This window comes from Pigmentiphaga litoralis (genome assembly GCF_048632615.1).
GTDB lineage: Bacteria > Pseudomonadota > Gammaproteobacteria > Burkholderiales > Burkholderiaceae_B > Pigmentiphaga > Pigmentiphaga litoralis_B.
On the sequence record NZ_CP184479.1, the window covers coordinates 1,347,262 to 1,368,347 of the forward strand.

Annotated in this window: 12 protein-coding genes and 2 pseudogenes; 4 read left to right on the plus strand and 10 right to left on the minus strand. The window is 65.7% G+C overall.

The genetic code is table 11. The features are described from left to right. Positions 1-208: 208 nt before the first annotated feature. On the plus strand, positions 209-1,165 hold the full coding sequence (locus ACNANG_RS05985; RefSeq protein WP_420226407.1) for a Bug family tripartite tricarboxylate transporter substrate binding protein: 957 nt from the start codon (positions 209-211) through the stop codon (positions 1,163-1,165). Here ACNANG_RS05985 and ACNANG_RS05990 read toward each other — a convergent pair. From ACNANG_RS05990 to ACNANG_RS06000, 3 genes and pseudogenes are all read right to left on the minus strand, one after another. Beyond that, positions 1,162-2,466, minus strand: coding sequence for a replication-associated recombination protein A (locus ACNANG_RS05990; protein WP_420226408.1), 1,305 nt, complete (start codon positions 2,464-2,466; stop codon positions 1,162-1,164). The two genes, ACNANG_RS05985 and ACNANG_RS05990, sit on opposite strands and share 4 nt — an antisense overlap. Before the next feature lie 20 nt (positions 2,467-2,486). After that, positions 2,487-3,173, minus strand: coding sequence for an outer membrane lipoprotein chaperone LolA (lolA, locus tag ACNANG_RS05995; protein WP_420226409.1), 687 nt, complete (start codon positions 3,171-3,173; stop codon positions 2,487-2,489). Positions 3,174-3,280: 107 nt separating this feature from the next. Beyond that, a pseudogene (locus tag ACNANG_RS06000) lies at positions 3,281-5,549 on the minus strand (DNA translocase FtsK). A gap of 264 nt (positions 5,550-5,813) precedes the next feature. On the opposite strand from ACNANG_RS06000, the gene trxB reads away from it, so the two are divergent. Both trxB and ACNANG_RS06010 read left to right on the plus strand, forming a co-directional pair. Beyond that, positions 5,814-6,770 (plus strand): thioredoxin-disulfide reductase, encoded by a 957-nt coding sequence (gene trxB / locus ACNANG_RS06005; RefSeq protein ID WP_420226410.1) that lies wholly within the window; start codon positions 5,814-5,816, stop codon positions 6,768-6,770. 34 nt (positions 6,771-6,804) lie between these two features. Beyond that, complete coding sequence (locus ACNANG_RS06010) at positions 6,805-7,458, plus strand: Smr/MutS family protein (RefSeq protein ID WP_420226411.1); 654 nt, start codon at positions 6,805-6,807, stop codon at positions 7,456-7,458. Between the two features lie 15 nt (positions 7,459-7,473). Here the strand turns inward: ACNANG_RS06010 and putA are convergent. After that, positions 7,474-11,299 (minus strand): annotated as a pseudogene (gene putA / locus ACNANG_RS06015) (trifunctional transcriptional regulator/proline dehydrogenase/L-glutamate gamma-semialdehyde dehydrogenase). A 101-nt stretch (positions 11,300-11,400) separates the two neighbouring features. Between putA and ACNANG_RS06020 the strand changes: the two are divergent. Next, positions 11,401-11,895: an Lrp/AsnC ligand binding domain-containing protein gene (locus ACNANG_RS06020; RefSeq protein WP_420226412.1), complete on the plus strand. Its 495-nt coding sequence runs from the start codon at positions 11,401-11,403 to the stop codon at positions 11,893-11,895. Positions 11,896-11,954: 59 nt separating this feature from the next. On the opposite strand, the gene ACNANG_RS06025 is transcribed toward ACNANG_RS06020, so the two are convergent. The 6 genes from ACNANG_RS06025 to ACNANG_RS06050 form a co-directional block, all read right to left on the minus strand. Further along, positions 11,955-12,899, minus strand: coding sequence for an ornithine cyclodeaminase family protein (locus ACNANG_RS06025; RefSeq protein WP_420226413.1), 945 nt, complete (start codon positions 12,897-12,899; stop codon positions 11,955-11,957). Between the two features lie 58 nt (positions 12,900-12,957). Next, positions 12,958-14,565, minus strand: a complete 1,608-nt coding sequence (gene pruA, locus ACNANG_RS06030; protein WP_420226414.1) for an L-glutamate gamma-semialdehyde dehydrogenase — start codon at positions 14,563-14,565, stop codon at positions 12,958-12,960. Positions 14,566-14,588: 23 nt separating this feature from the next. Further along, the gene (locus ACNANG_RS06035) at positions 14,589-16,040 is read right to left on the minus strand and encodes a short-chain fatty acid transporter (protein ID WP_420226415.1); all 1,452 of its coding nucleotides are present in this window, start codon (positions 16,038-16,040) and stop codon (positions 14,589-14,591) included. An 80-nt stretch (positions 16,041-16,120) separates the two neighbouring features. Then, positions 16,121-19,567 (minus strand): molybdopterin-dependent oxidoreductase, encoded by a 3,447-nt coding sequence (locus ACNANG_RS06040; protein WP_420226416.1) that lies wholly within the window; start codon positions 19,565-19,567, stop codon positions 16,121-16,123. A gap of 268 nt (positions 19,568-19,835) precedes the next feature. After that, positions 19,836-20,498: a GntR family transcriptional regulator gene (locus ACNANG_RS06045; RefSeq protein WP_420226417.1), complete on the minus strand. Its 663-nt coding sequence runs from the start codon at positions 20,496-20,498 to the stop codon at positions 19,836-19,838. A 234-nt stretch (positions 20,499-20,732) separates the two neighbouring features. Then, a complete protein-coding gene (locus tag ACNANG_RS06050; RefSeq protein ID WP_179589587.1) occupies positions 20,733-21,071 on the minus strand; it encodes a P-II family nitrogen regulator in 339 nt (112 codons plus the stop codon). Between the last annotated feature and the right edge of the window lie 15 nt (positions 21,072-21,086).

Below are 21,086 nucleotides of genomic sequence, written 5' to 3' on the forward strand. Positions count from 1 at the left end.
CCCCATGCTTAGTCTGGCTGCCATGACTCATTGCGTTGCCCCCTGGCTTGACCGGCCGCCTTCACCCGCTGCCTTGACGCACGACAGCGAAGCGTGCGCGAGCACTTACCCGCGACAACCCACCTGGAGACCTCGACATGTACCCTTCACCCCTCGACCGCATGGACTCGCCGGGCTTTTTCGCAGGCGCGCGTTACGCGCTGCCAGCTTGGTACTGGCGAGCGCAACGCTGCTTGCGCCCTGCGCAAACGCGGTGGCCCAGGCGGGCTACCCCAGCCGGACAGTGCGCCTGATTGTCGGCTTTGCCGCGGGTACCGGGCCAGACATCGTGGCGCGTGTGTTGGCCCAGAAGCTGTCCGAGAACTGGTCAGGTACGGCGGTCATCGTGGACAACAAACCCGGCGCGGGCGGGCTGATTGCCGCAAGTGAAGCCGCCCGCGCCACGCCCGATGGCTACACGCTGATGTTGGGTGAGACGGGCCAGCTCAGCATCGCGCCCAGCAGCTACAACCGGCTGCCCTACGACCCCGCGAAAGACTTCGTGCCGGTCAGCCAGGTCGTCAGTTCGGATTTCGTACTGCTGGTGAATCCGCAAAAGACCCCTGCCCGCAACGTGCCGGATTTTGTCGAGTGGGCGCGGCGGCAGAATCGCCTGGTGATGGGTACCTTTGGCGCCGGCACGCCGGGACATTTCGGCGCCCATCTGTTTGCCGACGCGGCGAAGCTGGTTTCCGAACCGGTGCACTACCGGACCACCAGCGATGCGCTGGGCGGCGTCTTTGCGGGAGACGTGCACGCGGTATTCGCCAGTGTGGGTCTGGCTGCGCCCAATGTGAAGGCGGGCAAGCTGGCGGCGTTAGGGACGACCGGCGGCAGCCGCACGAGTCTGCCCGGCGTGCCGACGATGAAGGAACAAGGCTACCCAAGCCTGGAATTCACGTCGTGGTTCGGCATCGTTGCGCCCGCAAAGACGCCTGCCGACATTCTGGCGAAACTGAGTCAGGACGTGGTGAAAGCCGTGCAATCCCCTGACAGCAGGGCACGCCTGGAAGAGGCAGGGTTTCGCGTGACGGGCTCCAGCCGCGACACGTTTGCCCGGATCATTGCCGAGGACAAAGAGACCTGGGGCAAGGCCGTTGCGGCGACCGGCTTCAAGGCGGACTAATCCTCGCTGGCGTCTTCATCCAGCTGCCGCAAGTGCGCCAGCTTGTCCGCGATCTTCAGCTCCAATCCGCGCGGCACGGGCTGGTACCACCCTGGTTCCGGCATGCCTTCCGGCAGATAGGTCTCGCCCGCGGCGTAGGCTTCGGGCTCGTCATGCGCGTATCGGTACTCATGCCCGTACCCGAGTTCCTTCATCAACTTGGTCGGCGCGTTCCGCAAGTGGACGGGCACCTCGCGCGATTTGTCTTTCTTGATGAACGCGCGGGCCTGGTTGTAGGCCATGTAGCCGGCGTTGCTCTTGGGCGCGATGGACAGGTAGATCACGGCCTGGGCCAGCGCCAGTTCGCCCTCGGGCGAACCGAGCCGCTCGAAGGTCGACGCCGCATCATTGGCGATCTGCATGGCGCGCGGGTCGGCCAGGCCGATGTCTTCCCAGGCCATCCGCACAATGCGGCGGGACAGGTATTTGGCGTCGGCGCCGCCATCCAGCATCCGGGTCAGCCAATACAAGGCGGCATCGGGATGGGAGCCGCGCACCGACTTGTGCAGGGCCGAGATCTGGTCGTAGAAGTTGTCGCCGCCCTTGTCGAAGCGGCGGGCGTTCAGGGTCAGCGCGTTCTGCAGGAAGTCAGGGGTGACCAGATCCACCCCGGCGGCGCGGGCCGCCGTATCGGTCTGTTCGACCAGATTCAGCAGGCGCCGCGCGTCGCCATCGGCATAGCCGACCAGGGTGTCGATGGCGGCGTCTTCCAGCTTGAGGTGCGTCAGCACCGTGTCTTGCGCACGCCGAACGAGCTGGCGCAGTTCGTCGTCGGTCAGCACTTGCAGCACGTACACCTGCGCGCGCGACAGCAATGCCGAGTTGACTTCGAATGACGGATTTTCGGTGGTGGCGCCGATGAAGGTGACCAGGCCGGATTCGACAAAGGGCAGCAGGCCGTCTTGCTGGCTCTTGTTGAAGCGGTGGATTTCGTCGACGAACAGGATGGTTTTCTTGCCGAGCGCCAGGTTGTGCTCGGCGCGTTCCATGGACGCCCGGATTTCCTTGACGCCGGAAAACACAGCCGACAAGGCAATGAATTCATAACCGAAGGCAGTGGCGGTCAGCCGTGCCAGTGTCGTCTTGCCGACGCCAGGCGGCCCCCACAGGATCATGGAGTGCGGCTTGCCCGATTCGAAGGCCAGGCGTAGCGGCTTGCCGGGGCCGATCAGGTGCGACTGCCCGATCACCTCGTCCAGGGTGGCGGGCCGAAGCGCTTCGGCCAGGGGCGCGGTGGGCGCGGCGTCGAACAGATCAGCCATGGGATTCAACGGTCAAACGATCAACGCTTGGCCGGTTGTCCAGGCTGCTGGTTCATCTGGACCACGTCGACGCCCTTGGGAGCAACGAACCGGAAGCTGTCGGCGGACACGGCCGGATTGCGGACCATGTCGGCAAACGTGACCTGCGTGGTCTGGCCGAAGGCATCGAGCAGTTCGAGCTGGGCCGGCAGTCCATCCCGGAAGCCAATGTCGACGCGCGAGAAACCGGCGTCGGGCGACTTGGGCGTGGCGCGCAGCCATTCGACGCCCTCTTTCGCAGGCAGGGAGGCGACGTTGAACGACTGTTCCAGCGAACCCGAACCGAACAGGATGGACGCGGGCGACGAGCCGATTGCTTCACCCACGGCGCGCACCGTGACCTGCATCAGGTCAGGGTCGTACTGATACAACTGCTTGCCATCCGAGACGATCAACTGCTCGTAGGGCTTTACGACTTGCCACTTGAACTTGCCGGGACGCTGGAACGAAAAGGTGCCGGACTGGCTGGGCGTACCCTGCCCCGTCGTGGCCTTGGTGGTCTGCGTGAAGCTGCCGGTGGCGGACTGGGTGCCGCTGACGAAAGCGCGCAGCTGCTCGGCGGCGGTGGCCGCCCATGCGCCGGCAGGCAGCACCAAGACACTGACCAGCACAGGCAGCGCAGCCTTGCGCAGCGCCGGAAGCCGCGGAAAGGGGAACGTAGCGGTCATGACATCTCCATAAAAAACGGCGCCGTAGCACCGCGTCCAACATCCGAAGGAGTCGTGCGGCCCGCGAAGCGCACCGGGCGCCTGGCAGGCCGGACACGAAGCCGGGCTTATTCGCCCTGCGTGGCGGGCACGAGGATCTCGCGGTTGCCGTTGGACTGCATGGAAGACACGATACCCGACTGTTCCATCTGTTCCAGCAGGCGCGCGGCCCGGTTGTAACCGATACGCAAATGGCGCTGCACCAGCGAGATCGACGCGCGGCGGTGTTTGAGCACCACCTCGCAAGCCTGGTCATACATGGGGTCGGATTCCGCATCCGCCATCCCGGTCACGCTGCTGACGCCGTCGCCGGTGTCGCCTTCGCCCGAACCATCCAGAATGCCGTCTTCGTAGTTCGGTTCGCCCTGCAGCTTGAGCTGTTCGACCACCCGATGGACTTCTTCGTCGGTTACGAACGCACCGTGGACACGCGTGGGCAGGCCCGAGCCTGGCGGCATGTACAGCATGTCCCCCTGTCCCAGCAGGGCCTCAGCCCCCATCTGGTCCAGAATGGTCCGCGAATCGATCTTGGACGACACCTGGAACGAGATCCGGGTCGGAATGTTGGCCTTGATCAGGCCGGTGATCACGTCAACGCTGGGGCGCTGCGTGGCAAGGATCAGGTGGATGCCCGACGCCCGGGCTTTTTGCGCCAGGCGGGCAATCAGTTCTTCGATCTTCTTGCCGACCACCATCATCAGGTCAGCCAGCTCGTCGATGATCACGACGACCATGGGCAGCGGCTTGAGCGGCTCCGGTGCGTCCGGCGTAAGCGAGAAAGGATTCGGAATCGGCGTTTCCTTCTTGATCCCGTCGGCAATCTTGGCGTTGTAGCCCGCCATGTTCCGCACGCCCAGCTTGCTCATCAGGCGGTAGCGCTTGTCCATTTCGCCCACGCACCAGTTGAGCGCGTTGGCCGCCTGGCGCATGTCGGTCACGACCGGCGCCAGCAGATGGGGAATGCCTTCGTAGACGCTCATTTCCAGCATCTTCGGGTCGATCAGGATCATCCGGACCTGGGTCGGATCGGCTTTGTACAGCAGCGACAGGATCATGGCGTTGATCCCGACAGACTTGCCCGAACCGGTCGTGCCGGCCACCAGCAAGTGCGGCATCTTGGCCAGGTCGGCCACCACGGGCTTGCCCGCAATGTCCTTGCCCAGCGCCATCGTCAGATGCGATGCGTTGTCGTGAAAGGCCTGCGAGCCCAGGATTTCCGACAGCTTGACCGTCTGGCGGCGCATGTTCGGCAGTTCCAGGCCCATCAGGTTCTTGCCGGGGATCGTCTCGACGACCCGAACGCTGACCAGGCTGAGCGATCGCGCCAGATCCTTGGCCAGGTTCAAGATCTGGCTGCCCTTCACGCCCACGGCAGGTTCGATTTCGTAGCGGGTCACGACCGGGCCGGCCTGCGCCGCCACGACCGACACCTGCACGCCAAAGTCGGCCAGCTTCTTTTCGATCAGGCGCGACGTGAACTCCAGGGTTTCGCTGGACACCGTTTCCTGCACGGGCGGCGGCGGATCGAGCAGGCTCAAGGCCGGCAGGTCCCCGCTGGCGCTTTCGTTGCGCTGGTCGACGAACAGCGTCTGCTGCTTTTCCTTTTCCACGCGCGGCGATTTTGGCACCACGGTCACGGCGGGTTCGATCCGCACGGGCTGTTCGTGGACCAGCTTTTCCTGCTTGGCCACGACCACTTCGGTACGGGCCTGCAGGGCGACTTCACCCGCGCGGCGGTCTTCGCGCGCCTGGACGGCAACCTTGGTGCGGCGAATGCTGGATTCCAGCAGGAAGCCGACGCGTTCGGCCAGGGCCAGCCACGAAAAGCCGAAGAACAGGCTGGCGCCGATGGCGAAGCACACCAGCAGCAGCAGTGTGGCGCCGGTATAGCCGAACGCGTTCGCGGCGTAGCGGGCAATGCCCTCGCCTATCATGCCGCCGCTGCCGTGCGGCAAGGACGCGCCAAAGGACTTGAGGCGCAGCGCTTCGAGCCCGACCGAGCCGAGCAGCATCGCGCCAAAACCGAAACCCTGTTCCCATTTCACGCGGACCGGGGGATCGCTTTCGTTGGGGGTTTTCAGCAGATGGTTGGCCAGCCGCAGGTGAGCTGGCATAGACGCGTTGCAACAGCAACACGACCATCCACCAGGCGGACACACCCAACAGGAACAGGGACAGGTCAGCCAGCCAGGCGCCAAAACGCCCGCCGCTGTTGAAGACGCGGTCGGTGTTGACCGCGTGGGACCAGCCGGGGTCGGCCGTGTGGTAGGTAGCGAGGACCAGCGTCAGATAGACCGCGAGCGCGGCAAACAGGATCCAGCGCGCCTCACGGAACAATCGAGACAGGCGACCCGGCAGCGCGCCGGTACTGGTGCTGGGGGAGGAGACTTGCGGGAATTCCCGGCAGTTGCGGTACGAGCCATGGCGGTGATTATATGTGCGACGCCGCATGCCCAGCGGCGCGGGCGCTATCGTCGTGATAGATAAACTCAAGCACAGTGCAACAAACCGCTACTTATAATCGATCTTTCCACTGCAATGCCTTGAATGTTCGGTTCGTGGTCCAATTTGAACGGAACAGACAGGAAAACGACGTCAACTATGAACGAAACCAAACACGCTAAAGTCCTCATCCTCGGGTCGGGCCCCGCCGGTTACACCGCGGCCGTCTACGCGGCGCGCGCCAATCTGTCGCCGGTGCTGGTCACCGGGATGGAGCAAGGCGGCCAACTGATGACCACCACCGAAGTGGACAACTGGCCGGCCGACGTCAACGGCGTGCAGGGTCCGGAACTGATGCAGCGCTTTCTTGAGCACGCGGAACGGTTCAAGACCGAAATGGTGTTCGACCATATCCACACGGTAAAGCTGGACGCGCGCCCGTTCACCCTGGTGGGCGATTCGGGCACCTATACGACCGATGCCCTCATCATCGCCACGGGCGCATCGGCCAAGTATCTGGGCCTGCCGTCGGAAGAAGCCTTCAAGGGCCGTGGCGTATCGGGCTGCGCGACCTGCGACGGCTTTTTCTACAAGCAGCAGGACGTCGCGGTGATCGGCGGCGGCAACACCGCGGTCGAAGAAGCGCTGTACCTGGCCAACATCTGCCGGACCGTGACGCTGGTGCATCGCCGCGACAAGTTCCGCGCCGAACCTATCCTGATCGACCGCCTGAACGAAAAGGCGGCCGAAGGCAAAATCATCTTCAAGCTGCACAGCGAGCTGGATGAGGTGCTGGGTGACAACAGTGGCGTCACCGGCGCCCGTATTCGCAACAACCAGACGGGCACGACCGAAGACTTGGCGTTGACGGGAGTGTTCATCGCGATCGGCCACCACCCCAACACCAGCATTTTCGAAGGTCAGCTGGAAATGAAAGACGGCTACATCATTACCCGTAGCGGTCTGCATGGCCTGGCCACCATGACGTCGGTGCCGGGGGTGTTCGCCGCGGGCGACGTGCAGGACAACATCTACCGCCAGGCCATTACCAGCGCCGGGACGGGCTGCATGGCCGCCCTGGATGCGCAGCGCTGGCTGGACGGCGAAGCGGTCTAAATCGCATTTTCCGCCCTGAATCCGGAGTTCGACCATGGCCACGAAACCTGGCCGCAAAAGCCTGGCTGACCTCAAGTCCCTGAAACAGGAGCTTGAGGAACAGCGGCGCGTGGACGAAGCCCGCGCCCGGGAAGCCGCGCGCGCGGCCGAGGAAGCCCGCAAGGCCGCGGCCGAATTCCGCAGCCTGGTCGGCGCCGTCAAGCCGCTGAAGCTGGCGCCGCGGGTGGAAAAGCCTGTCGCGGCGCCCGCGCCCTTTCCGTTCAAGCGGTGGGAAGACGACCAGCAAGTGTTGAGGGAGTCGATTTCCGACGAGTACGGCGCCGACTGGCTGATCGAAACGGACGAAACGCTGTCATACCGCCGCCAGGGTCTGGGCCATGACGTGGTGCGCAAGCTGCGCCGCGGGCAGTGGACGATCCAGTCGCAGCTGGACCTGCATGGATATCGGGTGGACGAGGCGCGGGAAGCACTGGCGGAATTCTTGCGCGGCTGCGTGAAAATGGAATTTCGCTGCGTGCGCGTGATTCATGGCAAGGGATTGGGGTCCGTCAATCGCACCCCGGTCCTGAAAGAGAAAGTGCGGCGCTGGCTGGTGCAGAAAGAAGAGGTGCTGGCCTTTGTCGAAGCGCCGCCGAATGATGGCGGCGCTGGCGTCGTGCTGGTGTTGTTGAAGGGTGCGCGGGTGTAGGCCCCGCGCGGCTTTTTACGTCATCGTCATCAGGCTGGCGTTGCCTCCTGCCGCCGCGGTATTGGTACTGACGGCGCGCTCCATGATCAAGCATTCGAGTGGCACCGCGGGCGCATCGTCCGTGATCGCATAGACCGGCACGATGGCGCCGTCGCGCGCGGCCAGGCTGGCCATCAAGGTCAGCAGCGAAGCATCTGTTCCTTGATGAACTGCCGATACGATCGGCGTGCTGCCTTGGCCTGTGTCCCTTTGCAGCGTGATGTAAGCACGCACTGCCGGCGGCAGGCGCAGGTGCAGGCTGGCGGCGTTCGGGCTGGCGGCATCCCAGACGGCGCGGGATCCGACGGCCAGGACGGAAACCGTCATGGCCAGAAGCGCACTCGGGTCGCTTGCGACGCAGAGCACCGCATCGCGGGGCACGAGTCGATAGGTGTTGCGTTCGCCCGTCGGGCCGGCCAGGACGAACGTGGCATCCATGGGCAAATCGGGCGGCGTGGGCACCCTGAAACCTTGTTGGGCGCACCACTGCGCAAGGGCCGCGCCCCGGGCAATGCCGCCTGCCGCGGCCGAAGGCGTAGCCGGCGTGCTTTCAACCTCCTCCTTCACCAGCCCCTGCAGCGCCAGATCGATCGCATCATCCGGACGGTCCGCCAGCAGGCGAAGCAGGTACAGCGGGCCACCCGCCTTGGGGCCTGTGCCCGACAGCCCTTCCCCGCCGAACGGCTGCACCCCCACCACCGCGCCGACCATGTTCCGGTTGACATACAGATTGCCGACATGCGCCTGCCGCGCGACGCGGGCGATGGTCTCGTCGATACGCGTGTGCAGGCCCATGGTCAGCCCGTAGCCGGTGGCGGCAATGTCCTGCAGGACGGTATCCAGATCCTCGCGGCGATAGCGGATGACGTGCAGCACCGGGCCGAACACCTCTTGCCGCAGTTCGCGCAACGACGGCAGCTCGATCAGCGTAGGGGGATGTAGGTGCCCTGCTCCATCGTGGCCTGGCGCGCGGCGGCGTCGCCCCAGGCCGTCTGCATGACATCGAAGCCTTTGGCGCGCATGGCGTCGATGTGGCGTTGAATGGTGTCGCGCGCGCGGGCATCGATCACGGGGCCGACGTCGGTGTGCAGCCTGCCGGGGTCGCCCAGGCGCAGTTCTTTCATCGCGCCTTTCAGCATGTCGATCAGCCGGTCGGCCACGTCGTGCTGCACGTACAGCACCCGCAGTGCCGAGCACCGCTGCCCGGCGCTGTCGAAGGCGGACTGCACGATGTCCTGCACGGCCTGCTCGGCCAGCGCGGAGGAATCCACGATCATTGCGTTCTGTCCGCCGGTCTCCGCCACCAGGGAATGGGCCGGCCCGTTGTACCCAGGCGGTTGGCCAGGCTGCGTTGAAGCTGGCGGGCAACGGCGGTCGATCCAGTAAACATGACCGCTTGCACGCGGGGATCATTCACCAGCAAGGGGCCGAGCACCTGGCCTGATCCAGGCAACATCTGCAATGCGGCGCGCGGAATGCCTGCCTGCCACAGCAGGCGAACCGCTTCGGCTGCGATCAGTGACGTTTGCTCGGCCGGCTTGGCCAGTACGGTATTGCCGGCGGCCAGCGCCGCCGCGATCTGCCCGGTAAAGATCGCCAGGGGAAAATTCCAGGGACTGATGCAGACCACCGGTCCCAAGGGCCGGTGCGTCGCATTGTCGAACGTGGTGCTGACCTGCCAGGCGTAGTAGCGCAGGAAGTCGATGGCTTCGCGCACTTCGGCCACAGCGGCGGCGCAGGTCTTGCCGGCTTCTCGCACCAGGATGCCAACCAGGCGTTCCGTGTCCGACTGCAGCGCGTCCGCCGCGCGTTCCAGGGCAAAGGCGCGTTCGAAAGGCGGCACGTTGGCCCAGGTGGCGGCGCCGTCGACGGCAGCGGCCAAGGCGGCGTCGACGTCGGCTGGCGTTGCGTGTCGGACCTGGCCCACGCGGTCACGGTGATCGGCCGGGTTGATCACATCCACGGGGGCGCCGGGTGCGGCCTGCGATGCCAGCATCGGCTGCGCGCCGAGCGCATCGGAGGCATGCCGTCGCATCGTGCCATCCAGCTGCGCCAACAGGTCATCGCTGGCCAGGTCGATACCCCGCGAATTGTCGCGCGCATGGCCGTACAACTTCGCAGGCAGTGGAATGACCGGATGCGGCAATCCGGTGCAGCCCTCTTCTCGCGTCATCGCATCCACCTGCGCCACCGGGTCCTGCACCAACGCGTCGAGCGGAATCGACGGGTCGGCCACCTGATTCACGAACGACGAGTTCGCGCCGTTTTCGAGCAGGCGGCGCACCAGATAGGCCAGCAGGGTTTCGTGCGTGCCGACCGGCGCGTAGATGCGGCAGGGGCGGCCCAAGGTGTCCGGACCCGTGCCGACGACCTGGTCATACAGCGATTCGCCCATGCCGTGCAGGCACTGGAATTCGTACTGGCCGGGCTCCCAGCGTGCGGGATCCGCCAGCTCGTGGATTGCGGCCAGGGTGTGCGCGTTGTGCGTCGCGAACTGCGGATAGATCTGATCCGGCGCCGCCAGCAGCTTGCGCGCGCAGGCAATATACGACAGGTCGGTATAGGGCTTGCGGGTGTAGACGGGATAGTCATCCAGCCCGTCGATCTGCGCGCGTTTGATCTCGCTGTCCCAGTAGGCGCCTTTGACCAGCCGGACCATCAGCCGGCGGTTGCTGCGCCGGGCCAGGTCTATCAGGTAGTCCACCACGGCCGGGCAGCGCTTTTGATACGCCTGGATCACGAACCCGATGCCATCCCAGCCGCGCAAGGACGGCTCGGCGCACAACCGTTCCAGGAGGTCCAGCGACAGTTCCAGTCGGTCGGCTTCTTCGGCATCGATGTTCAGGCCGATGTCGTAGTGGCACGCCAGTTCGGCCAGTTGCAGCACGGACGGGTAGAGTTCGTTATGCACCCGGTCGATCTGCGCGCGGCTGTAGCGCGGATGCAGGGCCGACAGCTTGATCGAGATGCCGGGTCCGTCCTGGATGCCGCGCCCGGCCGATGCCGCGCCAATGGCATGGATCGCCTGAGCGTAGTCCGCGAAGTAGCGGGCGGCGTCGGCCGAGGTCAGCGCCGCCTCGCCCAGCATGTCATACGAATAGCGGTAGCCGGCCGCTTCGCGGTCACGGGCGTTGCGCAGCGCCTCGGCAATGGTTTCGCCGGTCACGAACTGCTCGCCCATCAGGCGCATGGCCACGTCCACGCCTTTGCGGATCAGCGGCTCGCCGCCTTTGCGCATGACGTTGCTCAACGTCGACCCCATTCCGGTTTCGCTGTGCGTGGCGACCAGCTTGCCGGTCAGCATCAGGCCCCAGGCCGCGGCGTTGACGAACACCGACGGGCTTTGGCCGATGTGGTCCTTCCAGTTGCCGCCGCGGATCTTGTCGCGGATCAGCGCGTCCCGCGTGGCAGTGTCGGGAATGCGCAGCAGCGCTTCGGCCAGGCACATGAGCGCCACACCTTCTTGCGAGGATAGCGAGAATTCCTGCAGCAGCCCTTGCACCAGCCCGGACTTGCCCGGTGCGGTGGGCTGGTTCCGCAGGCCTTGGGCAATCCGGCGCGCCAGTGCGGCAATGCGTTCCGCGCTGTCCGGGCCGACACGGGCGGCGTCGAGCAGCGGCGGCACGGCGTCGGGCTCATGCAGGCGCCACGCCCGTGTGATGGCCTGGCGCAGCGGAGACCGGGCGGGGAGCGGCGTCAAGGCGTCCCCGGTGACGGGATCCGCTACGGGGGTCTGCGCGCTGTCGGCCGCGCGGTCGAAGGTGACGGGGGGTTTGGCGGTGGCAAGGGGGTGCGCAGACATTGCAAAGCTTCCGATCAGGTTTAACGTGGACTTTCGACAATGATGCCGGCATTGATGCTGAGTAATTTGCTATATTTTTTGATCAAAATAGAGAAATCATCATGCCGCCCGACACTCCCGACCTGGACAAGACCGACCTGCAGATCCTGGCGCTGCTTCAGCAGGACGGCCGGATCGCCAATACCCGTCTGGCCGAGGCCGTGCATCTGTCCCCCACCGCCGTCCTGGCCCGCGTACAGCGGCTAACCAAGGACAATCTGATCCTGGGATACGAAGCGCGGCTCAACCCCCGCAAGTTGCGCGCCGGGCTGCTCGTGTTCGTGGAAGTGCTGCTGGATCGCACGACCCCGAATGTCTTCGACGAATTCAAGGCCGCGGTGCAGGTGCGCACGGAAATCATGGAATGCCACATGGTGGCCGGAGGATTCGATTATCTGCTCAAGACCCGCCACGCCGACATGGACGGCTACCGCGACTTTGCAGGCCGGGTCTTGTGGCAATTGCCGGGCGTGCGGGAAACGCGCAGCTATGCCGTCATGGAGGAGGTCAAGCACTCGGCCCATCTGGATCTGGCGCCGGCGCGGCTGCAACTTTGACGCCCTGCCAGCGCAGGGGGCGCCTCATGCCAGCGGCGGGCAAGGCACGACACCCGCTTTCACGCCGACGATTCGTTCGCCTCGAAAACCAACATCGCCGCCGCAAGGTCCTCCAGCGCCGTGCCGACGGCTTTGTACACCGTGATTTCATCGTTGCGCTCGCGGCCGGGATGCCTTCCGCGGCACAGGTCTTCGAGCGTGGCCCGCACGTGTTCCGCCGCGAACACGCCCGCCGCCATCGGTGACAGCACATCCCCCGCCTTGTCCAGCGCTTCGCGCGTGTCCACGAACACCGACGTATCGGCAAACGTCGCGTCATCGCTTTCGCGCATCTGTGGCGTGAACCCGCCGATCAGGTCCACATGCACCCCGGGCTGCAGCCAGGCCCGGCGCACCAGCGGCGCCTGCGACAAGGTGGCGCACGTCACGATGTCGGCGCGCCGCACGCCGGCTTCCAGATCCTCGATGGCGGTCGCGTTGAAGCCGTCCTCGCGCAAGCGCGCTGCCAGGACCTCTGCCTTGTCGGCCCGCACATTCCAGACCGTCACCTCGTCGATATGCCGGACCGCCGCATACGCGGGCGCCAGCGCCGCCGCGACCTTGCCCGCGCCCACGATCAGCAGCCGGCGCGCATCCGCCCGCGCCAGCGACCGCGCCGCCAGGGCCGATGCCGCCGCCGTCCGCCGCACCGTGATCGCGTCGCCATCCAGCATGGCCACCGGCACACCCGTGCGCGCGTCGAACAGGGTGTACGTGGAATGCAGACCCTGCAGACCGGCTTCGCCGTTGCCTGGAAAGATGGTGACGTGCTTGATGCCCAGATACCTGCCGGGCTGCCAGGCCGGCATGATCAACAGGCTGCCGGCATGGGGCGGCGCGTCGGACAGGACGTGGAGATGCCGGCGCGGAACGGTCACGTCCGCGCGGAACATGTCGTCCAGCGCGGCGATGAGCGCCGGAAACGGGAGCCGGCCGATCGTGGCCGCGCTATCCAGGATGTGCATGGGGGGTGTCCTTGCAGATAAGACGCCGTGGCACCGCCAATGCCACGGAAACGCCGGTTCAGGCCATGTGCGGGTAACGATAGTTGGTCGCAGGCACCCAAGTCTCCTTGATCGTGCGGGGTGACGTCCAGCGTTGCAGGTTGAGCACCGACCCCGCCTTGTCGTTGGTCCCGCTGCGGCGCGCGCCGCCGAAGGGCTGCTGCCCCACCACGGCGCCCGTCGGCTTGTCGTTGATGTAGAAGTTGCCGGCGCTGGCGCGCAGGTGCGCGCTGGCGTAGTCGATGGCCTGCCGGTCGGTGGCGAAGACGGCGCCGGTCAGCGCATAGGGGCTGGTGTCATCGACTTCGGCCACCATGTCTTCCCACGCGGCATCGGGATAGACGATCAGCGACAACACCGGCCCGAAGATTTCTTCGCGCATGGTCACGGCCTTGGGGTCCGACACTTCGATCACGGTGGGCGCAATGAAGTAGCCATCGCGGTCATCGCATTGCCCGCCGGCCAGCACCCGGTCACCCGCCGCCCGGGCGCCGGCGATGTATCCGGACACACGGTCGAAGGCCTTCCGGTCGATCACGGCGCCCATGAAGTTGCCGAAGTCTTCGATATCGCCCATCTTCAGCGTCGCCAGATCGTCCAGCAGCCGTTCCTTGATGCGCGGCCACAGCGAGGCCGGCAGATACGCACGCGATGCCGCGCTGCATTTCTGGCCCTGGTATTCGAAGGCGCCGCGCAGCAGGGCCACGGCCACCGATTCGGGATCCGCCGACGCATGCGCAAGCACGAAGTCCTTGCCGCCCGTCTCGCCCACCAGCCTCGGGTAGCTGCGGTATTGCGGCAGGCGGCGCGCGACCTGTTGCCACAAGGCATCGAAGACGTCGGTGGACCCGGTAAAGTGCAGCCCGGCAAAGTCACGCGAAGCCAATACCGTTTCCGACACGGCGGCTGCCGACCCCGGAACGAAATTGATGACGCCCGGCGGCAATCCGGCCGCTTCCAGCAGTTCCATGAACAGATAGTTGCTGAGCGAGGCGGTGAAGGCGGGCTTCCAGACCACGGTATTGCCCAGCAGGGCTGGCGCGCAAGGCAGGTTGCCCGCAATCGCCGTGAAGTTGAACGGCGTGACGGCGTAGACGAAGCCTTCAAGCGGCCGATAGTCCAGGGCATTGCGCATGCCGTCGGGCGAATGCGGCTGATGGGCCTGCAAGGTGCGCGCGAAGGCAACGTTCAGGCGCAGGAAGTCGATCAGTTCGCAGGCCGAATCGATCTCGGCCTGCACCACCGTCTTGCCCTGGCCCAGCATGGTGGCGGCATTGAGCCGCTGGCGCCATGGGCCGGCCAGCAGGTCGGCGGCGCGCAGGAACACCGCTGCGCGGCTTTCGAAATCCATGGCCGCCCACGCCCGCTGCGCGCGGGTCGCCGCCACGATGGCCTGCGCGATGTCGCCCACTTCGGCCTGGCTGACCGTCGCCAACTGACGGCGGTGCGCGTGCGGCGCATGCAAGGGCAAGGAACCGCCCCCGGCATGCCGGCGGCCGTTGATGACCAGGGGAATATCCATCACCTCGCCGGCGTGGGCATCCAGCGCGGCGCGGATGGCGTCGCGTTCGGGAGATCCGGCTGCATAGGACAGTACCGGCTCGTTTCGCAGAATCGTCGGGTTCATAGGTAGCTACCGAAGCAGGAAGGTCACCGGCCGGGAATCACCGGCGGCACGTAGGTGAAGGTAGGCATCAGCAAGGCCGCGGCCAGGATCACGATCGGGGTGTGGATAAAGAACTGCAGCGAGGTGTAGCCCACCAGGTCCTTGGACCGGAGCTTGAGGATGCCCAGCAGCGGCAGCATCCAGAACGGATTGATGAAGTTGGGCAGCGTCTCGGAAATGTTGTAGACCATGACGGTCCAACCCAGATGCGCCTCGATCTGGTTCGCGGCGGTCATGATGTAGGGCGCTTCGATGATCCACTTGCCGCCCGCCGATGGAATGAAGAAACCCAGCACGGCGGAATACACGCTGACCAGCACCGAGAACATGCCGGAGTCATGCCCCACGCTGACGAACCAGTGCGCGATCTGATCGGACAGGGTCGCGCCTTGGGCATTCGGCACCTTGGTCAGCATGTACCCGATACCGCCATAAAACGGGAACTGCAGAAGCACCCCGCCCACGCTCGGCATGGCCCGCACGAAGCTGTCCAGGAAACTGCGCGGCCGCCAGTGCAGCAGCAGTCCCAGCATCAGGAATACGAAGTTATAGGTGTTCAGCTGCGACATCGTGATCAGCGGATTGCCGCTGCGAAACGCGTTGTACAGCCAGCCTGCGCCTAGCAACACGACCACGATCGTCAGGATCGGGCTGTACTCGAAGTAGTCGCCCTTGCGTTGCCGTGTCAGGACTGGCGGCTGGTCATCGTCCAGATCGACCCCCAGGTCGGCGGCGGTCCGGGTGGCGTCGCGGCCTGGCGCGGTCCAGTAGCAGATCAGCGCCGACAGCACCGTGACCAGCACGATGACCACCAGGTTCTGCCAGGTCAGGATGGTCTGATCGAAACCGATCACGCCGGTGATCGGCAGCAGCGACGACGGGATGCTGGATACCGTGGCCTGAAGCTGCGCAGCCGATGAACTCATGCCCAGCGTGAAACCGCAGCCCATGCCCAGGTAGGCGGCGGCCCCGGCCGCGCGGTAGTCGAGCGACATGTCGGTACGGCGCGCCATTTCACGCACCAGCAGGCCGCAGAAGATCAGGCTCAGGCCCCAGTTGATCAAGGACAGCAGAATGCTGAGCACGCCGATGAAGACAATGGCGCCCCGCGCCGTCGACGGTACCCGGGCAATCCGGCGCAGCAGCGTGGACACCGGCCGCGACATGGCCAGCACATAGCCGGTAATGGCCACCATGACCATTTGCATGGTGAAGGGAATGATGCTCCAGAAGCCGTCGCCAAACGCCTTGCTGACAGCCATCGGATTGCCGCTATGGAAGGCGGCGCCCAGGGCGACGGCCAGGCAGGCCACGACCACGAAGACGTAGGCATCGGGGAACCATTTTTCGGCCCAGGACACGATGGCTTGCGATACGCGCGCCATCAGGCGGGTGTCGGGCGTCGGCGATTCCGGCCGGATCTGCGAATGAGTCATACCATTTCCCGTGTTGAATGCTGAAGGGTGAGAGGGGAGCGCAAAGCAGGAAGGACGTGAAACCGGTGCGTGGCCGGGCGCTACGGCGACCGCCGCAAGGTGACCGGCGTCAGCGGCACCGCGATGCAGGTCAGGCAGCGATCCGGGGGGCCGTCGTAGGGCGCCAGGTGGGCGACCTTCCCGTCGACGACCGCCATGACGCAGCTTTCGCATTGCCCCACGCGGCACCCGCTGGGCAAGGCTACGCCGGCACGGTCGGCCGCATCCAGCAAGGTGCCGGCGGCTGGGTGCCAGTCAAACGTTGGCAGGGACGGCGTGTCGGGGGTCTCGATCCGGACCGGCTGCGGCGCCAAGGTGCGGGGAATCGTCACTTCGGAAGAAAAAGTCTCTTCGAAAATGTCGAAATCGGGCATGCCCTGGGCGCGCAAGGCGTCGCGCACTTCCTTCAGGAAGCCGGGTGCGCCGCACAGGTAGGCCAGCGGACGGCACGCCGCGAACCTGGAAGACAGGGTGTTCAGGTTGGCCACCACGGATCCACGGGCGAACACCAGTTCGACGTTGCCAAGCCGGGCGGCAAGCGCCGTCAGGGCGGGCGCGAAAGGATGCGGCGCGCCGGGCCGCGCGCCATGCACCAGCAGCACGGGCGGCGTGGGCAGGCCTTCGGCCTGGCGTTGTGCGAGCGCTTCCAGATAGCCCAGGAACGGCGTGATGCCGATGCCGCCCGCCACCAGCACGATGGGACGGGTCGTGTCGGCTGGCAGGGTGAACACGCCCGCGGGCGATGACAGGAGCAGCGTGACGCCCACGTCCGCCGCGTGCAGCCGCGACGACACCTGTCCGGGGGCCTCGCCAGGCGTCAGCGCCAACCTGACGCCGATGGCCAGGCGGTCCGGGGATCGGTTCGGCCCGACCAGCGAATAGGCGCGGCGGCAATCCATGTCCGGCATCGTCACGATGACGTGCTGACCCGGCAGGTAGTCGGGCAGAGGCTTGCCATCGACCGGCACGAACTCCAGGCGCTGCACGTCGTCGGTGACCTGCGTGCGCCCGGCCAGCCGGAAGGCACGCATGCCGGTCCAGTAGCCGCGATTCGATCCGGCGTCCGCCTCGATGCGGCACAGGGTGGCGCGCAGGGGCACGCTGCCGCTGACCGGGTCGCGTGCGTCATCATCCAGCACGGCGTTGATGTTGGCGCTCGAAGCGCCCCAGGCCGGGCCGCCGGTCAGCCCGAGGGCATCGCACCCCTGCCACCAGCCGAATTCGGCCACGGCCACCTGATCATGCAATGCCCGATCGATCAGTGCCTTCAGCCTTGCCGTTCCGTTGCGTGTCACCACCCGCACCCATGCGCCGTCTTCGATGCCCAACTGCATGGCCAGTCCCGCGCCAATCTGCACGCGCGGCATGGGCGCCTTGCGGCGCAAGGACGCGATGTGCCGATGCGATGAATGCACGTACCAGCCGCTTTTGGCGGTGGTCAGCACGACCGGAAAATCCGGGTCGCTGCCTGGATGCTGGTCAGGCTCGAAGAAGGTCGGCAAGGCGGGTTGCCCGATATGGCGCAGCGCTTCGGAATGGAGTTCGACCCGGCGCGATGGCGTGGCAAAGCCGGTCACGGTGCCGTCAGGCTGCCTGCGTGCATATTTGCGGGTGGCGAACGGCTGCGGAAACCGCCGTCCCTCAGGCTGCGCGCGCAGGTCCTCGATGTCGATGCCCAGCGGCGCCAACTGATGATTCCAGCCGGCCTCGATGTCACCACCAAAAAAGGCGTCGTCCATGCCCATGCGCGTGGCCAGGGCCATCACGATGTCGTAGTCGGCGCGGGCGTCGCCGGGCGGCTCGACCATCTTCGGCCGCAACTGCACATGCTCGACGGCGTGCTGCGAAATTTCGAACCCCAGCTTCAGGGCCTCGCGTTCCCAGGGCAGATTGGCTGGCAGGACGATGTCGGCAAGGTCCGCGGTCGGGTTCATGAACACGTCCACGTGCACATGGAAATCCAGCGCACGCAGCATCTGCGCATTGCGTTCCGTGTCGGCCTGGGTCACCAGCAGATTGCTGCCAAAGCTGACCAACGTTCTGACGGGATAGGGGTCCGCCTCCAGAACGGCCTTGGCCAGATCACGGGCGGTAATCCATCCCAGCCGGGGCGGACCCAAGGGCAGGTCCCGCAGGCCAAGCGCCTTGGCGCGCTGCGGCGCCGGCAGCAACGCGTCATACTCGTTGACCAGGCGGTAAGGCGGCGGCTGCGTCCACAGGTTGCCGCCTTCGCGATCACAGGCCCCGGTCAACGCGTACAGCGTGCCGATGGCGCGTTCGGTCTGCGTGGCATTGGTGTGCTGACCGACGCCCGTCCAGGAGTGATAGGCCAGACGGGGCGCGTTCATGAACAGCGCGTTGAATTCGGTAATGCGGTCCTTGGCGATCCAGGTCACTGCCGCAACACGTTCTTCGGTGTAGTCGGCAACGTGCCGACGCAACGCGGACAGTACCGTCCGGTATCGTCGGCGCTCGCCGTGAGCCGTCCGGTACGTGCCTTCGGCAAACAAAGGGGTATCGCGCGGCAAGGGCCGGGCGGGATCAATGGCCGACAGTTCGCCCGACGGGGTCGAGACGACGAAGGCATCGGCGGTGGGTGCCGACCGGGATAGGGAGGCGGGTGCCTCGGGAGCTGTGGCCGATGCCGTTGACGCGCAATGTCCTGCTGCAAGAGCCGAGTCATGCAGATCACTGACCCGCAGCAGCGCCCCCGTCTCGGCATCGACGAGCAAGGGCGCATTGCTCCATTCGCGCACGAAGTCGGCATCGTAGCTGCCGGTTTCGAGCAGATGCCGGATCGCGCCCAGCGCCAGCGCGGCATCGGCACCCGGACGCACTGGCATCCAGAGATCGGCCTGCTGGCCCGAACCGTCCTGCTTGGGATCGATCACGACGACCTTGGCGCCCCGCTGTTTAGCCGCGGCAATCCGTGCGGCCTGCGCCAGCCAGGTCCGGGCCGGATTGAACCCCCACAGCACGATCACGTCGGCATGGTCCAGGTCCGGCACGCCGATGCCCCGCCCGAAGGTCAGCGCATGTGCGTAATCCTTGTGCCAGCCGCAGACTTCGACCGCGTAAAGCAGGTTCGGGCTGCCGAAGCAGCGGATGAAGCGTTCCACCCAGTCAATGCTGTCCACCATTGGCGTGCCACTTGGCGTCGTGACGGCGAACGCCACCGATTCCGCGCCGTGCTGCTTCCGGGCCGCCAACAGGCGATGGGCGATCTCGTCCAGCGCGGCGTCCCAGGTCATGGGTTCCCACTGGGGATCGGCGGCGCCGCGCGGTGTCGTCCTGCGTAGTGGTTGTGTCAGTCGCAGCGGGCTGCCGAGCAGTTCCGGCGCCGCCCGCCCTTTCGCGCACAACGCGCCACCCGTGGGGTGCTCGGGCGCCGGCGCGACCCTGGCAAGCCGTCCGTCAACGATCTCGTTGAGGGATCCGCAGCGGGATCGGCAGAGCGTGCAGTAGCCGGAAAAGAGGGTCGTGGTCATGTAGCGCGTGACACATTACTAAGTCAAGGCGCACATAGTAGCGCGTTACTGGCGTGTTACAACAGGGGTTTACGCGGGTGTTCTGCGGGGAAGTCGAACTGATTGCGGTGCCAGGGGCCTCGTCAGCCAGCGGCCGTTCGATCAGTAGCGCGCTACTCAAGTAGCCGTGGCAGCCGCGTTCACAGAGGCCGTTGCGACCGTCACAGCCGATGCGAGCGGGAAGACTGTCGCATCCATGAACGCCGTTGCCCCAGCTGCTGCCGTGTCGTCAGGACGCGCCCGCCAGCGCCGACCGGAACAGCGGCTTCCAGGCCAGGATGTGCCGGCTGATGAGATCGCCGATCTGCTGCACGTCCTGCCGGATGGCCAGATCGATCATCTGATAATGCTCCTGCACCGACGCCTTCTGGCGCTGCAGGCCTTCCTCCGAATCGATGCCATACAGGCGCATGTCGTCACGCAGCTGCATCACCAGCCGTGTCATCAGGGGGTTGCCTGCCTGGGAAACCAGGGCTTCATGAAATGCCTGATCGCTGGCGATGTAGCCGGCGACGTCCCCCTGCTCCACCGCCACGGCCACCGCATCGGCCAGCAGGCGGACGGGATGCGGATCCTTCAATCCCACGCGCGCCAGCGTTTCCAACGCAAACCGTTCCACCAGTTCGCGCATGGTGAACAGGTCGTCCAGCGCCTGCAGCGACAGTTGCTCGACACGGAATCCACGATTGCGCATCGGAGACACCAGACCGGTCCGGCTCAACTCCAGCAAGGCTTCTCGAACCGGTGTGGTGGACACACCCAATTCGGTGGCCAGCCCCGGCACGGTATAGACCGATCCGGGCGCCTTGCGTCCGGTGATGATTTCCGAGCGTACCTGCCGGACGACCTGCTCACGCAGGTTGAAGGACTTTGGCGCCTGACTCGACTGCATAGATCTCCCTTGTTCCGCTCGCACTTGCACGTCCCGGCAAGGGGGACGGCGTGCGTGTCGCGTCCATGCTCGAGGACGGCGGCTTTTGTGCGTCAAAAGCCCGGCCGTCGGATGGACAGGCGGAATTATCACCGGGATCGCGATCGGGCGGAGCCGCCCGGCTGGGACAGAGGTGCCGGCTTGGCCGCGCCGGCCCTCGACTCACGTCACATCAAGGAAAACAGGTCATGTCGATCAGACGGCGGCTTCGCCCGTTTCACCCGTGCGGATGCGGATGACCTGCTCGACCGGGCTGACGAAGATCTTGCCGTCGCCGATCTTGCCGGTGCGCGCAATGCGGATGATTGCGTCGACGGCCTGGTCGACCAGTTCGTCGGCAATGACGAGCTCGACGCGGATCTTGGGCAGAAAGTCGACGACGTATTCGGCGCCGCGATACAGCTCGGTGTGGCCTTTCTGACGACCGAAGCCTTTGACTTCGGTTACCGTCAGGCCATTGACGCCGACCTGGGCAAGCGCTTCACGGACTTCGTCGAGTTTGAACGGCTTGATGATGGCGGTGACTTGTTTCATGGCAGAACCCCTGGG

Bases quoted from the DNA above. Each gene is read 5' to 3' on its own strand.
- pruA (WP_420226414.1), bottom strand. From the start codon at position 14,565: ATGAACCCGACGATTCTGCGAAACGAGCCGGTACTGTCCTATGCAGCC.
- ACNANG_RS06035 (WP_420226415.1), bottom strand. From the start codon at position 16,040: ATGACTCATTCGCAGATCCGGCCGGAATCGCCGACGCCCGACACCCGC.
- trxB (WP_420226410.1), top strand. From the start codon at position 5,814: ATGAACGAAACCAAACACGCTAAAGTCCTCATCCTCGGGTCGGGCCCC.
- ACNANG_RS06050 (WP_179589587.1), bottom strand. From the start codon at position 21,071: ATGAAACAAGTCACCGCCATCATCAAGCCGTTCAAACTCGACGAAGTC.
- ACNANG_RS06020 (WP_420226412.1), top strand. From the start codon at position 11,401: ATGCCGCCCGACACTCCCGACCTGGACAAGACCGACCTGCAGATCCTG.
- ACNANG_RS05990 (WP_420226408.1), bottom strand. From the start codon at position 2,466: ATGGCTGATCTGTTCGACGCCGCGCCCACCGCGCCCCTGGCCGAAGCG.
- ACNANG_RS06045 (WP_420226417.1), bottom strand. From the start codon at position 20,498: ATGCAGTCGAGTCAGGCGCCAAAGTCCTTCAACCTGCGTGAGCAGGTC.
- lolA (WP_420226409.1), bottom strand. From the start codon at position 3,173: ATGACCGCTACGTTCCCCTTTCCGCGGCTTCCGGCGCTGCGCAAGGCT.
- ACNANG_RS06040 (WP_420226416.1), bottom strand. From the start codon at position 19,567: ATGACCACGACCCTCTTTTCCGGCTACTGCACGCTCTGCCGATCCCGC.
- ACNANG_RS06025 (WP_420226413.1), bottom strand. From the start codon at position 12,899: ATGCACATCCTGGATAGCGCGGCCACGATCGGCCGGCTCCCGTTTCCG.
- ACNANG_RS06010 (WP_420226411.1), top strand. From the start codon at position 6,805: ATGGCCACGAAACCTGGCCGCAAAAGCCTGGCTGACCTCAAGTCCCTG.